This is a genomic window from Actinokineospora baliensis (assembly GCF_016907695.1).
Taxonomy (GTDB): Bacteria; Actinomycetota; Actinomycetes; order Mycobacteriales; family Pseudonocardiaceae; genus Actinokineospora; species Actinokineospora baliensis.
On record NZ_JAFBCK010000001.1, the window covers coordinates 2,513,725 to 2,530,000 of the forward strand.

The 16,276-nt window shown below is 69.7% G+C and carries 11 protein-coding genes (1 of these 11 cut by a window edge); 6 read left to right on the forward strand and 5 right to left on the reverse strand.

The genetic code is table 11. The annotated features are described in order from the left end of the window. Positions 1 to 167: 167 nt before the first annotated feature. Positions 168 to 2,522, reverse strand: a complete 2,355-nt coding sequence (gene secA2, locus JOD54_RS12095; RefSeq protein ID WP_204450632.1) for an accessory Sec system translocase SecA2 — start codon at positions 2,520 to 2,522, stop codon at positions 168 to 170. Positions 2,523 to 2,631: 109 nt separating this feature from the next. Between secA2 and JOD54_RS12100 the strand changes: the two genes are divergently transcribed. Both JOD54_RS12100 and JOD54_RS12105 read left to right on the forward strand, forming a co-directional pair. After that, positions 2,632 to 4,209: an alpha/beta hydrolase gene (locus JOD54_RS12100; protein ID WP_204450633.1), complete on the forward strand. Its 1,578-nt coding sequence runs from the start codon at positions 2,632 to 2,634 to the stop codon at positions 4,207 to 4,209. A 12-nt stretch (positions 4,210 to 4,221) separates the two neighbouring features. Next, positions 4,222 to 5,757, forward strand: coding sequence for an alpha/beta hydrolase (locus JOD54_RS12105; protein WP_307859960.1), 1,536 nt, complete (start codon positions 4,222 to 4,224; stop codon positions 5,755 to 5,757). Here JOD54_RS12105 and JOD54_RS35520 read toward each other — a convergent pair. Genes JOD54_RS35520 through JOD54_RS12120 form a run of 3 tightly spaced genes read right to left on the reverse strand, consistent with a single transcriptional unit; the run spans position 5,747 to position 8,756 of the window. Further along, on the reverse strand, positions 5,747 to 6,532 hold the full coding sequence (locus JOD54_RS35520) for a GNAT family N-acetyltransferase (RefSeq protein WP_307859961.1): 786 nt from the start codon (positions 6,530 to 6,532) through the stop codon (positions 5,747 to 5,749). The two genes, JOD54_RS12105 and JOD54_RS35520, sit on opposite strands and share 11 nt — an antisense overlap. Next, a complete protein-coding gene (locus JOD54_RS12115; protein ID WP_204450635.1) occupies positions 6,529 to 8,052 on the reverse strand; it encodes an MFS transporter in 1,524 nt (507 codons plus the stop codon). Before JOD54_RS12115 ends, JOD54_RS35520 begins: the two co-directional genes overlap by 4 nt. Beyond that, positions 8,049 to 8,756: an LppX_LprAFG lipoprotein gene (locus tag JOD54_RS12120; RefSeq protein ID WP_204450636.1), complete on the reverse strand. Its 708-nt coding sequence runs from the start codon at positions 8,754 to 8,756 to the stop codon at positions 8,049 to 8,051. The genes JOD54_RS12115 and JOD54_RS12120 overlap by 4 nt, the downstream gene beginning before the upstream one ends. A gap of 186 nt (positions 8,757 to 8,942) precedes the next feature. Between JOD54_RS12120 and JOD54_RS12125 the strand changes: the two genes are divergently transcribed. Next, on the forward strand, positions 8,943 to 9,527 hold the full coding sequence (locus JOD54_RS12125; protein ID WP_204450637.1) for a hypothetical protein: 585 nt from the start codon (positions 8,943 to 8,945) through the stop codon (positions 9,525 to 9,527). Here JOD54_RS12125 and JOD54_RS12130 read toward each other — a convergent pair. Then, positions 9,508 to 10,479 (reverse strand): GlxA family transcriptional regulator, encoded by a 972-nt coding sequence (locus tag JOD54_RS12130; protein ID WP_239573353.1) that lies wholly within the window; start codon positions 10,477 to 10,479, stop codon positions 9,508 to 9,510. The genes JOD54_RS12125 and JOD54_RS12130 overlap by 20 nt on opposite strands. 72 nt (positions 10,480 to 10,551) lie before the next feature. On the opposite strand from JOD54_RS12130, the gene JOD54_RS12135 reads away from it, so the two are divergent. The 3 genes from JOD54_RS12135 to JOD54_RS35525 all read left to right on the forward strand — a co-directional run. Beyond that, positions 10,552 to 11,829, forward strand: coding sequence for an MFS transporter (locus JOD54_RS12135; protein WP_204450639.1), 1,278 nt, complete (start codon positions 10,552 to 10,554; stop codon positions 11,827 to 11,829). A gap of 16 nt (positions 11,830 to 11,845) precedes the next feature. Continuing rightward, positions 11,846 to 13,189 carry a type I glutamate--ammonia ligase gene (glnA, locus tag JOD54_RS12140; protein WP_204450640.1) on the forward strand — a complete coding sequence of 448 codons (1,344 nt, stop codon included), beginning with the start codon at positions 11,846 to 11,848 and terminating at the stop codon, positions 13,187 to 13,189. Positions 13,190 to 13,253: 64 nt separating this feature from the next. After that, positions 13,254 to 16,276, forward strand: the 5' portion of a protein-coding gene (locus tag JOD54_RS35525; protein ID WP_204450641.1) for an FkbM family methyltransferase. Its footprint extends 511 nt past the window's final position; 3,023 of the gene's 3,534 nt are visible here — the first part of the coding sequence; it begins with the start codon at positions 13,254 to 13,256; the stop codon falls past the right edge of the window.

The window sequence follows — 16,276 nt, forward strand, 5'->3', positions numbered from 1 at the left end:
AGGGGTTTCATCGCCTACAGCCGCCCACTGGCCTAACCCCACGCCCGCCTGTGGACAACCGCACTCGTTGTCCACAGGTCCCCTCGCCGCGCGCCCGAACTGTCAGCCCCCGCCCGTACTCTTGATTCGGGGGCTGCTCAGCCCAGTTCGATCTTGCCAACAGCGCGTCACGCCTTGGCCTTGGCCGCCTTCACCTTCTTCAGCGAGGCCCGAACCCGCTGCAGCGCCTGTTCGGCGTCCGAGTCGAACGGGTTGTCGTGCACCATGTACGTCCACGTGGACGTCGGGCGCCGCAGTCCGGCCTGCTCGAGGTCCACCCCGTCGGCGGTCACCGTGGCCGTGGAGAACGTCTCCTCCGCCAGGTCCCCGATGTCCTTCAGCAGGCCCCGGAACTCGCTGATCGCCGCCCGGTGGAACTCGTCGATCGGTGTTTCCCGTGCGAGCGCCCGCAGGTGGATCGTTTCCCGCACGTCCGACAGGTATGCCAGGTGCTGCGACCACCGGGTGTCCAGGTGGAACAGCAGCACGTGCCGGGCCGCCGCCTCCAGGACGTCCTCGTCGAGGTCCGCGGCCAGCTCGTCCCAGCGCTCCGGCAGCCGTTCCTTGAGCTGCTTGGCGGCCAGCGGCGTGTTCAGGACGTCGTCGCGGTAGGCCAGGACGATGCCGCGCTGGTGTTCGATCAGGCGGGTGTAGCGCCAGGTGTTGCGGTGGATGTCGAGGTTGACGCCCTCGGCGACGCGTTGGGCGTGCTCGATGAACCGGCGGGAGGTCGGGTCGTCGTGGCGGCCGTCGTCCTCGGCGTCGGTGCCCGCGGTCGCGTCCGGCGCGTACTGGGTGACCAGGTCGTCGGTCAGGCTCGCGAACACCACCGACCCGCCGGGGTCGCCCTGGCGCCCGGACCGGCCGCGCAGCTGGTTGTCCAACCGGCTGCTCGTGTAGTGCCCGCAGCCGATCACGTACAGCCCGCCGAGGTCGGCGACCTTGTCGTGGTCGGTGTCGTCGCCCTCGGCGCCGCCGAGCCGGATGTCGGTACCGCGACCGGCCATCTGCGTCGACACCGTCACCGCGTTCAACGCCCCCGCCTCGGCCACGATCGCGGCCTCCTCGGCGTCGTTCTTCGCGTTGAGCACCACGCTCGACACGCCTGCCCCGGTCAGCTTCTCGGCGATCCGCTCCGACTCGGCCACGTCCATGGTGCCCACCAGGATCGGCCGCCCGGTCTCGTGCTGGGCGACGATCTCCTTGACCAGCGCGGACTCCTTGGCCTCGACCGTGTCGTACACCCGGTCCGGCTCGTCCTCGCGCACGCACGGCTTGTTCGGCGGGATCACCGACACCTTCAGCTCGTAGAACTCCCGCAGCTGCTCGGCGACCGCCTGCGCGGTGCCGGTCATCCCGCACACCCGCTGGTAGCGGCCGACCAGGCCCTGCACCGAGATCGAGTCGAGCACCTCGCCGCTCTCGGTGGGCTTGAGCCGCTCCTTGGCCTCCACCGCCGCCTGCAGCCCGTCCGGCCAGCGCTGCAGCAGCGCGATCCGCCCGCGCGAGGTGTTGATCAGGTGGACCTTGCCGTCGCGCACGATGTAGTCGACGTCGCGCTGCAGCAGGGCGTGCGCGTGCAGGGCGGCGTTGACCGCGGCGAGCCGGTCGGAGTGGTCGCCGGAGTACAGGTCGATGTCGCCGAGCGCCTTCTCCACGACCTTCGCGCCGCGGCTGGTCAGCCAGGCGTTGCGGTTGTCCTCGTCGCGCTCGTAGTGCTGCCCGGCGCGCAGGGTCCGCACGATCTGGGCCACCTCGGGGTCGCCCTGGCTGTCGTCGGTGGACCCGGCCATCACCAGCGGCACCCGCGCCTCGTCGACCAGCACCGAGTCGGCCTCGTCGATCAGCGCCACGTCCGGCTCCCGCTGGACCAGCTCCTCGGGGTCGACGCACAGCCGGTCGCGCAGCACGTCGAAGCCGATCTCGCTGACCGCGCCGTAGGTCACGTCCCTGCCGTAGGCCTCGCGCCGCTGCTCGGAGCTGGACTCCTGGTCGACCCAGCCGACCGACACGCCGAGCAGCTCGTACACCGGCCGCATCCACTCGGCGTCGCGGCGCGCCAGGTAGTCGTTGACCGACATGACGTGCACCGCCCGGCCCTGCAGCGCGTACCCGGCCGCGGCGAGCGCGCCCGCGAGGGTCTTGCCCTCGCCGGTGCCCATCTCCACGATCCGCCCGTGCAGCAGCTCCATCGCGCCGACCAGCTGCATGTCGTAGGGCCGCTGGTCCAGGGCCCGCCGCGCGGCTTCCCGGCCGAGCGCGCACAGCTCGACCATCGCCTGGCTGTCCATCGACTTGCCGTCGACCTTCGCCCGCAGCGCGGCCGCCGCCTCGGTCAGCTCGGCGTCGTCGAGCTTGGCGACCCGCTCCTCACGCCACTCGATCGAGGTCAGGACCTCGGCGTACCGCTTGAGGTCGACGGTCGACGGGCGCTCCAGCAGTCGCTGGAACCCGCTCTTGACCCGTGTCAGAAACGCAGCCACGGTCCCGGCCACCTCTTCCCTCGTCCACCACGTGACGCAATTCTCGCCCTGCCACCTAACGGTGCAGCACGGCAGGTGAGTTCCGCATCCGGGTGGCAGGATCAGCCCGGTGCGGAGGTCGGTCGCGAGTGCTCTGGTTGCCGCGCTCGCCCTGACCGCGAGCGCGCTCGTGGCGTGCTCGGCGGGCCCTCCGGCGCCGGTCACCGAGCAGCGCGGTCCCCGCGGAACCGTCCCCGCCGGGCTCGAACGGTACTACGGCCAGGCGATGACCTGGGAAGACTGTGCCCCTTACGCCAAGACCGACGCCGACCGGGAGCCGCTGCGGAGCGAGGGGGTCCGGTGCGCGCGGTTGACCGTGCCGCTCGACTACGCCAAACCCGACGGCGACACGATCACCCTGGGGATCGTCCGAAAACCGGCAACTGAGAACGGGTCGCGCATCGGGTCGCTCATCATCAACCCCGGCGGGCCCGGAGTGGCGGGTTTGTCCACTGCGGTGCGTTTGTCCGGTGTGGCCGGGGTCAACGCGCGGCTCGACTTCGTCGGGTTCGACCCGCGCGGTACCGGTTCGAGTGAACCGGTGGTGCGCTGCCTGACCGACGCCGAGCGCGACGCGGAGCGCGCCGACGACGACGAACTGGACGCTTCGCCGTCCGGGGTGGCCAAGGTGGAGGCCGACCAACGCGACTACGCGGCCAAGTGCGCCGACCGCACCGGGCACGGCACGGCCATGCTCGCCAACATCGGCACCCGCGACGTCGTGCGCGACATCGACGTCCTGCGGTCGGCCCTCGGCGACGAGAAGTTGACCTATTTGGGCTACTCCTACGGCACCCGGATCGGCAGCGCCTACGCCGAGGCGTTCCCCGGCAACGTCCGCGCCATGGTCCTCGACGGCGCCGTCGACCCGACCCAGGACGCCGTCGCCGAGCTCGTCGCCCAAGCCACCGGCTTCCAGTCCGCCTTCACCGACTTCATCGCCTGGTGCGTGCAGCGCCAGGACTGCGCACTGGGCAGCGACGCGACCCGCGCCCAGTCGGCCTTCCAGCGCTTGGTGCGGCCCTTGGCGACACGTCCGATCGAGACCGGCGACGGGCGGCGGCTGTCGTTCTCCGACGCGACCACCGGCGTCACCCAGGCCCTCTACTCGGAGAAGCTCTGGGAGCTGCTCAACACCGGCCTCAACGAGCTCAAGCAGAACCGCGCCCAGACGTTGATGGGCTTATCCGACGCCTACATGGAGCGCGACAGGCACGGCCAATACACAACCACGCAAGACGCGTTCGTCGCCGTTCGCTGTGTCGACGACACCCGCATTACGGACCGGGCCGCTGTCCTAGACGCCCAACGCCGCTACAAGGCCGCCGCTCCGTTCCTCGACGACGGAGGACCGGCATCCGACGCGCTCGACGCGTGCGCGTTCTGGCCAGTGCCTCCGACCAGCACTGCGCACCTGCCGTCGGTGAAGGGCCTGCCGCCGGTGTTGGTCATCTCGACCACTGGTGATCCGGCCACGCCTTACGAGGCCGGTGTCGCTCTAGCGGGTGCATTGGGCGGCCGGTTGCTGACCTACGAGGCCACCCAGCACACCGCGTTCCTCCAGGGTGTGCGCTGTGTCGACGATGCCGGTGCCGCTTATCTCACCGAGCTGCGCTTGCCGCCGGAGGGCGTGCGCTGCTCAGCCTGACAGGATGGGAACGTGCGTACATCCCGCGTGGGTGTGTTGGCCGCGGCCGCACTCCTCTTGAGCGCCTGCACCAGCACCATCACCGGTACCCCCACGGCGGGGCAGACCGAGCAGTTGGGTCCTAAGGGACCGGTGCCCGCTGGCCTTGAGCGCTACTACGGCCAGCCTCTTACTTGGCGTGACTGCCGTTCGTTGAGCCACGACGACGAGAGTAAGAGCGCGTTCGGCGCTAAGGGGGTCGAGTGCACGCTGCTCAGCGTTCCGCTGGACTACGCCAAGCCGGACGGACGCGCGATCTCCGTTGGTGTCCTACGCCAACGCGCCACAGGGGAGAAGGTCGGCTCGCTGCTGCTCAACCCTGGCGGCCCCGGGGCGTCGGGTATGTCCGCTGCGGTGTACATCGCAGGTAAGGCCAAGAAGACCGCGCTGGTGGAGAAGTTCGACATCATCGGCTTCGACCCGCGTGGTGTTGGGGTCAGCGAGCCCAGGATCGAATGCCTCACCGACGCGGAGATGGACGCCAAGCGGGTCCAGCCCGAGGCGGACACGGTCGCCGAGTTGGAGGCCGAGAACAAGGCGTACGCCGAGGGCTGCACCAAGCTCAGCGGCGGCCCCGAGGTGCTCGCCAACGTCGGCACCCGCGACGTCATCCGGGACATGGACGTCCTGCGGTCCGCGCTCGGCGAGGACAAGCTGAGCTACCTGGGCTACTCGTACGGCACCCGGATCGGCACCGCCTACGCGGAGACCTTCCCCGGCAACGTCCGCGCCATGATCCTCGACGGCGCGGTCGACCCGAACGAGGACCCGGCCCAGCAGATGATCGGCCAGGTCAAGGGCTTCGAGCAGGCCCTCGACGCCTACTTCGCGCAGTGCGGCCGCTGCAAGGTCACCACGAAGATCGAGCTGGAGGCCCTGCTCACGCCGCTGGAGAGCAGCCCGCTCGCCGTCGGCAACCGCAAACTCTCCCTCAGCGACGCGTCGACCGGTATCGCCGCGGCCCTCTACAACGACGAGTACTGGGTCATCCTCACCAAGGCCCTCGATGAACTCGCAGCGCGCAAGGGCGACACCTTGATGCTCCTGGCCGACGCCTACATCGGCCGCGACTCCAAGGGCGGGTACTCGAACCTCATGGCCGCCCTCAACGCGATCCGCTGTGTCGACGAACCCCGCATCACCGACCGGGCAACCCTCGAGGCGACGTCCCAGCAGATCATCGAGGCCACCAAGGGCACCTTCATGGCCGACACCGACCCGCCCCTGCCCGCCCTCGACACCTGCGCCTTCTGGCCCGTGCCCAACACCAGCGAGCCCCACCAGCCGAAGGTCGACGGCATCCCGCCTCTCCTGGTCATCTCCACCACAGGAGACCCAGCCACCCCGTACACGGCGGGCGTCAACCTCGCCAAGGCCCTCAACGCCCGCCTGATCACCTACAAGGCCACCCAACACACCGCGTTCCTGGACGGCTCCTCCTGCGTGGACAACGCGGGCATCGACTACCTGGTAACCCTGAGCCCGCCCCTGCAGGACATCACCTGCTAGGCGTCCGCTGGTAGATGTGCACAGCAGGCCCCGCGCGGTAGCCCAGCCGCTCGTACCAGCCCAGGGGCCAGTCGGTCGCCTCGGCGATCAGGAACCAGGTGTCGGCCCCGGCTCGCGAGGACCGGTGCAGCGCTTCCACGACCAGTTGCCGCCCAAGGCCCTGCCCGCGCCACTCGGGCCGCACGACCACGTTCTCGAACTGGGCGATGCCGTCGCGCACGTAGAGCTCGCCCCGAGCCACGACGTCACCGGTCTTGTCGCGAACCCCCAGGAACGTGATGTCGGCACCCTGCTCGTAGAGGGCGCACCGGTCGGCGAGCTGGACAAGGCGGTCCTCGCCCTCGTCCGGGAAGTTCGCCCGCCAGTCCGCGATCAACGACGGGCGCAGTTGCGCCAGTGACAGCGCCTCGACCCTGGACTCCGGCTGAGCGGGCAGCACCCCCGAGTGCGCCATCGTGACGATCCGCTCGTGCACGTCGTAGTCGCCGAACGCGGCACTTGCGGCCGCTCCGCGCGCCTCGTCATCGAACTGCACCAGCCGGTGGGCGAACCCGCGACCGCCGAGCACGTCCTCGGCGGCGGCCGCCACAACGCCCGGCTCGACCGCTCCTGTCACCACCAGCCGGTTGTGGTGCCACGACGCCGGGAACTCCGCCTGCAGCAGCGCGTAGCCCCAGCCCAACTCCACCACTTCGGAGGCCTGGGCCCGGGCGAACCCCTCCTCGAACTCGCGTATCCGCTGCCACATGGCGTTCCCCCCGCCGCGGGAGGTCACCCCGCGCTCACCTCGCGCCGCCCGCGGATCCACAGCACCGCGGCCACGACCACCCCCACCCCGCAGAGCACCGAGGTGATCAAGAAGATGTCGGTGAATTGTGTGACCAGGGCGGCCTGCAGCGCATCCAAATACTCGCGCTGCTCCCGCGCCGCCACCTCCGGCGCCTTGCCCCAGGGCAGCGGCAACGCCAGGCCCGCCGTCAGGGAGTGGAACCGGTGCAGGCCCCACGCGGACAGCGCTGCCACGCCCACCAGCATGCCCGTCATCCGAGCGACCACGACCCCGGCGGAGGCCACCCCGTGGCGTTCGGCGGGGACCACGCGCAGCACCACTGAGGACAGCGGTGCGATCACCAGGCCCAGCCCGAGCCCGGCGATCACCAGGTCCACGTCCACCCGCGACAGTCCGAACAGCGACTCGGCCGCCGCCGGGTTCGCGGGCCACCCCGCCATCAGCAGGTAGCCGCCGCCCGCGATGGCCATCCCCACGACGGTGACGGCCCATTCCCCGAACCGTCCCGCCAGCAGCCCGCCTGCGACCGCTCCGACGGGGAGCGCGATCAGGAACCGCAGCAACAGCAGGACGCCACCCTTGTCGTCCTTGCCCATCAGGGCCTGGGCGAACAGGTCCACGTCGACCAGGGTGACCATCAGGGCAGCGCCCGCTACCGCTGACACGGCGAGCGCGGCCAGGAAGGCGCGCATGTCGACGCCAGCGGGGTCGATCAGTTTCGTAGGCGTTCGGCGTTCCCACAGCAGGAACGCGATCAGCGCAACCGCCGCTCCCAAGAGCACCGGCAGACCCCACGGCGGCAGGACCGCGTTGCGCGGGTCCGGGTTGTACAAACCCACTACGGCCAGCCCAAGAGTCAGTGCCAGCAGCAACCCGCCTACGACATCCACGCGCACCGGTGCGTCTGCCTTGCGGTGCGCGGGGACGGTGAACTGGATGGCCACCATCGCCAGCACGGCCAAGGGCACGTTGACCCAGAAGACCCCGCGCCAGCCGCTGATCCCGAAGGCGTCGCCCCACAGCGGCAGAGCTGCCAGGGCGACTCCGTAAAGCGGGCCGATCACGCTGCCCAGCTCTTGGGCGGCGCCCACGGTCCCGAGGACGGTGGAGCGGCGGCGCTCGTCCCACAGGTCGGCGGCGAGCGCCATGGTCACCGGCAGCAGCGCGCCGCTCGCCACGCCCTGCACGACCCGGCCCGCGACCAGCACCGGCAGGTCGTCGGCCAGCGCGGTCACGATCGACCCGGCCAGGAACCCGACCAGGCACAGTTGGAGCAGGAGCTTGCGGCCGAACCGGTCCGAGGCCTGCCCGAGCAGCGGCATCGCCGCGATGTAGCCGAGCAGGTACCCGGTGATGATCGGGGTCACCTGCTCCAGGCGGTTCACCGCGATCTCGAGGTCGGCCATGATCTGCCTCAGGACGCTGACCACCACGTAGGTGTCCAGCGCCCCCAGCAGCACGGCCAGCGCCCCAGCGCTGATCGCGACAGTGCGTCCCCTGCTCATGGCGCGGTGATCGTCACCGGCTTGTCCACGTCGGACAGGGTCAGGTCGACCGTCGCGGTCTGGCCCTCCCCGCTCGGCAGCGTCACCGAGGCCTTGACGGGCTGCTTGTTGTCCTCGCGCACCCACACCGTGATGTCCACATCGCTGTTCACCCCGGGCACCACGGCGCTGACCACGTCCTTGGTGGCCTTGCCGGACACCTTGTAGACCGAGGTGCCCTCCAGCGACTCCTTGCTCTCGGTCCGCGGGTTCTGGATCTTGCCGAGGACGTTGGCGATGCCCTTGTCCGGGTCGAGGATCGCGGACGGGTCGTAGATGTTGGAGCTCAGCGACGCCGGGTACTTCTGGAAGCCCCCGGTGGGGCCCTTGATGTAGAGGGAGTCGTCGACCAGCACGAACTCGCCTTCGATGAGCTGCCCGAGCAGGGTCAGCTTCACGGTGCCCTTGGCGGCGCCCGACGGCCCGCCTTCCCGGGTGAGGTCACCCTCGGCGTTCTGCACCGGGATGGCCGACACCGTGCCGTTGACCTTGAGCGTGAAGTGCGCGCTCTTGATCGCCTTCGTCGCCGTGGACGCGTCGCGCAGCAGCGCGGTCCCGTCCGGCAGGTTCCCGCCGCCACCCCCGGTCGGCTCGTCCGACGTGCACCCGGTCACCAGCGCCCCGACGAGCGCCAGCACCGCAACAACCCACCCGCGTTTGACCATGGCCCAGATCGTAGGCGGCCGTCGCTGAGGGCCGCGGAAGTTGTCCACAGCGGGCGGTGACACCCGCTGTTACAAGTTTCAACCTTTCGGGTGTTGGTTTCGGAGAGTGCTTGAGTTCCCCCATTCGGGGAATCAAGGTTGTCCATATTGACGACGAACCGCAGCGGCAGGTGTTCATTGAGTGACGTGGCTCTCGGTCCCCAGCAGGCAAGCCCGGCGCGGGCCATCGTGTGGGCGGACCTGGTCCCCTACGCCTCCTCGGTCTTCCTCGAGGTCACCGACCGGGTGGGCCCGCTCGCCGGGCGCATGGTGAGCTACCTGGCCGCCCCCGCGAGCCGGGGCGCGACCCCGCTCGCCAGGGTCGTGGCCGAAGGACAGCTCACCTCGGCCGAGATGTCCTCGGTGGCCGGGCTGGGTTCCATCGCCGAGGAGGGGTTCGAGGAGATCGCGGCCGTCGTCCGCCGCGCCGACCACGCCCCGCTGTTCACCAGCACCGACCTGACCCTCGCCCTGCGCAGGCGCCGCCTGGTCGCGGTGCACTGCGCCAACCCGGCGATGCGCGACCAGCTGCTCGCCTGGGTCGACCAGACCCCCTCGCTCGGCCTGCGCCGCGTCCCGTCCCGACTCGTCGAGCAGGCCGTCGGCGCCACCGCCGCCCTCGTCTGCCCCGACCACAGCCGCGACTTCGAGGACTTCCTCTACCGGTTGTCCGAGCGCATGGAGCTGATCGAGTGGAGCCTCGACCGCGACCTCACGCCGGTCCTGGTCTAGGCCGGAACATCTTCCGGTAGGCCAGCGGGGACACCCCGATCGCCGACCGCAGGTGCTGGCGCAACGAGGCGGCACTGCCGAGGCCCGCCTGCTCTGCGACCTGGTCCACCGGCAGGTCGGTGGTCTCCAGGAGCCTGCGCGCCAGCCGGATCCGCTGCTGGACCAGCCACACCCCCGGCGACAGACCCGTCTCCGCGCGGAAGTGGCGCGAGAACGTCCGGACGCTCATCGCGGCGTGCTCCGCCAGCACCGCCAACTCCAACGGCTCGTGCAGCCTGCCCAGCGCCCACGCGCGCGTAGGGGCGACACCGTCGGACCCGCCCTCGGGCAGCGGGCGATCGATGAACTGCGACTGACCACCCTCCCGCCACGGTGGCACCACGCAGTACCGGGCGGCCCGGTTCGCGACCTCCGAGCCGAAGTCCGTGCGGATGACGTGCAGGCACAGGTCCACCCCCGCGCCGAGCCCGGCCGAGGTCAGCACGTCCCCGTCGTCGACGAACAGCACGTCCGGGTCCAGCCGCACCGCCGGGTAGAGCTCGCGGAACTCGTCGGCGAACTTCCAGTGCGTCGTCGCGGGCCGCCCGTCCAGCAGACCCGCCGCGCCCAGCACGAACGCCCCCGTGCAGATCGACATCACCCGCGCGCCCGGCCGCACGCGCGCGAGGGCCTCGGCGACGTCACCCGGAAGTGTGCCCAGCAGGCGCGGTCCGGGCGACCGAGTGCCCGGCACGATCACCGTGTCCGCGGTCTCCAGCACCTCAGGACCGTGGTCGAGCAGTGCGGTGAACCCCGTCGTCATCCGCACCGGCTTCGCGTCCACCCCGCACACCACGACCTCGTAGAGCGGCTCACCGGTCGACCCGACCGCGGCCCGCATGACCTGCGGCGGGATGGTCAGGTCGTAGCCGACGGCCTCCTCGACCGCCAGGACGACCACCCGGTGCACCATGGCCAGATTCTTGCACATATTGGCAATCAGGCCACTAGGCCGAGGTGGCCCGCTGCCCGCACCCTTGACGCCGTGACACAGACACAGATCCGGGTCCGGCGGCCGCACTGGGCCTGGTTCGTCGCGGGCGTCGCCTTCGTCGCCCTCGTCGGCGCCGCGGGATTCCGGGCGGCCCCCAGCGTGCTCATCGATCCACTGCACAACGAGTTCGGTTGGTCCACCGCCACCATCTCCACCGCGGTCAGCATCAACCTGCTCCTCTATGGACTGATCTCGCCTTTCGCCGCCGCGCTCATGGAACGCCTAGGCATGCGCAAGGTTGTCGCGGGTGCGCTGGTGCTCGTCGCCGCGGGAAGCGGACTCACCGTCTTCATGACGGCCAGCTGGCAACTCCTACTGCTGTGGGGAGTCCTCGTAGGTGTTGGCACCGGCTCTATGGCGCTCACCTTCGTCGCCACAGTCACCTCACGCTGGTTCGTCAAGCACCAAGGCCTCGTCAGTGGCGTTCTTACGGCGGCAGGGGCCGCGGGGCAGTTGGTCTTCTTGCCCGTAGTGGCCCAACTGGCCACCCACAGTGGATGGCGGACCGCATCCCTCGCCATCTCCTTCACCGCACTCGCTGTTGTCCCTCTTGTCCTTATCGCACTCCGCGACAAGCCCAGCGACGTTGGCACCACCGCCTATGGCGCAACCGGAACCGAAGACCCCATCCCAGCGACCAGTGGCCGAACCGCGTCCCGCGCACTACAAGTCCTGGGCCAGGCATCACGCACTGGCACGTTCTGGCTCCTCGCAGGCGGGTTCGCCATCTGCGGGGCCTCCACCAACGGCCTCATCGGCACCCACTTCGTTCCGGCCGCCCACGACCACGGCATGCCCACTACGACCGCGGCGGGCCTCTTGGCCCTGGTCGGCCTCTTCGACGTGATCGGCACGATCGCTTCCGGTTGGCTCACCGACAAGATCGACCCGCGCTACCTGCTCGGCGCCTACTACACCCTGCGCGGTGCGTCGCTGCTGATCCTGCCGCACCTGTTCGCCGCCACCACCGAACCACCCATGTGGGCGTTCATCGTCTTCTACGGCCTCGACTGGGTCGCCACCGTCCCGCCGACGGTCGCCCTGTGCCGGAGGGTCTACGGCCACGACGGACCCATCGTGTTCGGCTGGGTCTTCGCCTCCCACCAGGTCGGCGCGGCTCTCGCGGCCCTGGGCGCCGGACTCACCCGCGACCACCACGGCAGCTACGACCCCGCCTGGTACGTCGCGGGCGGACTGTGCGCGGCGGCGGCGCTGATGTCCCTGCGGATCACCTCACACGGGTCAAGTAAGGCGCGCACCGCCAGTTGATGTCTACGCTGCGCTCATGGATCGCCAGCAAGAGTTCGTCCTGCGCACGCTCGAAGAGCGCGACATCCGGTTCGTCCGGCTGTGGTTCACCGACGTGCTCGGCTTCCTGAAGTCGGTCGCGGTGGCGCCCGCCGAGCTCGAGGGCGCCTTCGCCGAGGGCATCGGCTTCGACGGTTCGGCGATCGAGGGATTCTCCCGGGTGTACGAGTCGGACATGATCGCCAAACCCGACCCGGCGACCTTCCAGGTGCTGCCCTGGGAGACCCCGGACGGCGAGCCCTACTCCGCGCGCATGTTCTGCGACATCGCGATGCCGGACGGCTCACCGTCCTGGGCGGACCCCCGGCACGTGCTGCGCCGCACGCTGTCGAAGGCCAGCGAGGCCGGGTTCACCTGCTACGTGCACCCGGAGATCGAGTTCTTCCTGCTCAACAACCTGCCGCACGACGGGAGCGAACCCACCCCGGCCGACAACGGCGGCTACTTCGACCAGGCCAGCCACGCCACCGCGACGCACTTCCGCAGGCACGCCATCGAGACCCTCGAGGCGATGGGCATCTCCGTGGAGTTCAGCCACCACGAGGGCGCCCCCGGTCAGCAGGAGATCGACCTGCGCTACGCCGACGCGCTGACCATGGCCGACAACGTCATGACCTTCCGGTACGTGGTCAAGGAGGTCGCGCTCACCCAGGGCGTGTTCGCGTCCTTCATGCCCAAGCCCTTCTCGGAGCAGCCCGGCTCCGGCATGCACACCCACGTCAGCCTGTTCGAAGGCGACCGGAACGCCTTCTACGACAACGAAGACCCTTATCAGCTATCCGCCACAGGCAAGGCGTTCGTCGCGGGCCTGCTCAAGCACGCGCGCGAGATCTCCGCGGTCACCAACCAGTGGGTCAACTCTTATAAGAGGCTGATCGTCGGTGGTGAAGCACCTACCGCTGTGTGCTGGGGCCACGCCAACCGCTCCGCTCTGGTGCGAGTTCCCATGTACTCACCGACCAAGGCGTCCTCGCGCCGCGTGGAGATCCGCTCACTCGACTCGGCGTGCAACCCGTACCTGGCGTTCTCGGTGATCCTCGCCGCCGGGCTCAAGGGCGTCGCCGAGGGCTACTCGCTCCCGCCCGCGGCCGAGGACGACGTCTGGTCGTTGTCCGACGCCGAGCGCCGCGCCGCCGGTTACGCCAACCTCCCGCAGAACCTCGGCGAGGCCCTGGCCGAGATGGAGAACTCGGAGTTGCTGGCCGAGACCCTCGGTGAGCACGTCTTCGACTACTTCTTGCGCAACAAGCGGACCGAGTGGGACACGTATCGCCGCAGCGTCACCCCCTATGAGCTGCGCACTCTCCTGCCGATGCTATAGACGGGTCACCTTTTCGCTCGACAGTGAGACCCACAAGCACCCGTTGAGCGACTAGGTTGGCCGGGTGCCCGATGTGCCCCCCGACGCCGTGACGCCTCTGATCGCCTGCACCGCGGTGGCCGCACAGGACCTCGCCGCCGCGCGAGTGGCCGAGCGGACCTTCCTCGACCACCACCCCAGCGCCCGGTTCGTGATCCTGCTGGTCGACGGCGAACGGTCAGAGGGGGTCCTGGTCCCCGAAGACATCGGCGTGCACCCGGCGGAACTCGCCGACCTCGCGACCGGCCACACCGCGGCGGAGGCTTGCGCGGCGCTGCGGCCGAGGCTGCTGGAATCGCTGCTGGCCAACCACACCTGCCCGGTGCTCTACCTGGCACCTTGGACGCGGGTGTACGCGCCCTTCGCGAACACCATCACCGCGGCGCTGGACGATGTCGCGCTCGTCTTGGTCCCCAGGGTGCTGCGCCCGCTACCCGCTGACGGGCTGCGCCCCACCCAACAAGAGCTGCTGGGCGCGGGCATCTATGACGACGGCCTCATCGGCGTCACCCATGGCGTCGAACCCTTCTTGCACGCATGGGCGGAAGCCTGCCTTGCGGACCCCAGCCGAGCTGGTGCGTTCCTCGACGGCGCGCCTGCCATGGTCGACCACCACGTCTTGCGGGATCCCGGCCTAGGGCTCTCGTCCTGGAACGCAGCACAACGCGCACTAGCCCGTGACTCGTCCAGCAGCCTTACTGCTGGCGGTGTTGTCCTACGCACCGCCACCTTCAAGGGCTTCGACCCGGCCAAGCCTTGGCTTCTTACGGCCGACATCACCGACGACCCGCGGGTCTTGCTCTCCGAACACCCCCTGTTGTCCGCAGTCGTCACGGACTACGCCAACGAGATCGACGACGTCTACGACCTCCCTCAGCCGACAGTGCGTTTCGGCAAGCTCGCAGATGGCACGCTGTTCCCCGCGCCACTGCGCGCCGCCTATCGCGCTGCCCGCTCCTCCCAAGACTCGCCCCCGCCCGCCGGTGTCGACCCCGCGGGCTTCTTGCGCTGGGCATGCGCACCCGAGCCAGGCACGCCAGACGCGACCAAGTGGGCTTTGGCCCTCTGGGAAGAAGACCCGGACCTGCGCGAACGGTTCCCCGATCCGTTTGGAGTGGATACCGCCGCCTATCGCGATTGGTGCGCGACCGATGCCGTGCTCAGCGGGCGCCTGCACCAACGCGCGGTCCCCGGGCAGCACACCATCGACGTCACGCTCATCGACCAGATCGGCGTGTCCGTCATGGGCGTCGGCCCATTGGCCGACCGCGTGCGCCTAGCCGCGGAAGCGTCCGGCTTGCCCATCTCCAACGAGCCCATCTACCCGGTCGTCCTCGCCTGCGGGGGGCAGACCGGCCTGCCACGGCAGCGGCACATCATCGCCGTCCGCGATGACTTCACCCCGATCCCGTTCCGCGCCGACGAACGTTGGCTTGTCTGGCCCACCGTCGCCCCCGCCCCCGACGGCATAGCGACGCACACGGTCCCTCTTCCGCTACCTGACCCGGGCGCGCGCGACGAGGTTGCCCGCGACCAGGCCAGACATCGCCTAGGCGCAGGCGACGAGCCAACCTTCGTGGCCTTCGCGGACCGCGGCGACGACCTCTTGGCCGCGTTCGCCGCAGCCTTCCCCGACCGCGACGACGTTCGCCTGGTCCTCTTGGTGCCTTCAGCCTTCGCCCGCTCCGAAGGCGCGGAGAGACTCCGCCTCTCTGCGGGAACCGACCCCAGGGTTCGGCTGGTTTCCGAGGAGTCCGCGTTCACCGCCATCGCCGACGCGGCGACCTGGGTGCTGTCCCTGGACCAACCCGACAGCCCGGACACCGCGCGGATCAACCGGTGGCTGGCGGAGGTGTCCCTGCGCGGCGTCCCGACCATCACGCTGGCCGGGAGCACCGCTGCTGACCTGCTAGGACCCGACAGCTGTGTGCCACTGCCGACCGATGAGTTCGCGGCCGACACGATGGTTGCCGGTGCCATCCGGGACTTGGTCGACGACCACGCCACTGCGGACAAGATCGGCTCCGCGGCCCGCACCCACGTTCTCGAGCGGTTGGCACCTGCCGCCGCTGGTGCTGCGGTTCGTAGGCGCGTGGAACTCGCCTATCGCAGTTGGCGCGCAGGCCGCGCTCTTGCCGTCGCTACCGAGGACGACCCGCTACGCGCACTACGCGCCGCTAGGCACGCACTGCACCGCCGTCCCGACACAGACGTCGGTCACAAGATCCCCATGGCGCCGCAACTGCGCCGCGCGGTCCTACGCGTGCTCAACCACTACGACGCCCACCTCACCTCGGTGCTCGCATCGCTCATCGACGGCATAGAGCGCACGGCGGTTGAGCTCGTCGAACGCCAAGACAGGCTCTCTAGCGCGGGAGCGGGACTCGACACGGATCTGCTTCGCGCCGACCTCGACCTCGTCGTCGAACGGATGGGCCAACTGGGCAAGCAGGTCTCTGCCACCGGCGAGGAGGTTGTCCGCCTACGGGGGGAGACGACTGTCGGTGCAAGAGCCATTGATGACCTCGCTGCGCAGATCCGTGACATGCCCGCGCGCGAGCAGCACGACAACTCCGACGAGGTCCACAAGCTGACCGCCGCCCTAGCGGCGAGCAACGCGCGGCTCGATGCACTAGAAGCACGGCTGACCACCCAACAAGCCGAGGCTGACAGCAGGCTCGCGATGGGCTCTTGGTCCGCTGATCAGGCTCTACGTGCGACTGACGCACTCCGCCGTGTCGTCGTCCGACAGCATGAGCGCGCGATCTCAGTCGACGTCCCGAGCGCACCCGTCCTCTGTGACGCGGGGCTCCTACGGCTGCCGTCGCAGGACAGCATCATGTCCGCGGTCCTATCGAGCAACGGGGTCTGGGAGCCGGAGATCGCGGAACTGGTCGACTCGCTCATAGAGCCCGACAGCGTCTTCCTCGACGTGGGTGGGTACGTCGGCTACCACGCCATCCGGGTGCTCAGCCGCTTGGGCACCAGCGGCACCGTCGTGGTCGTCGAGCCCGACCCGGACGCAGTGAAGTTGTTGCGCCACAACGT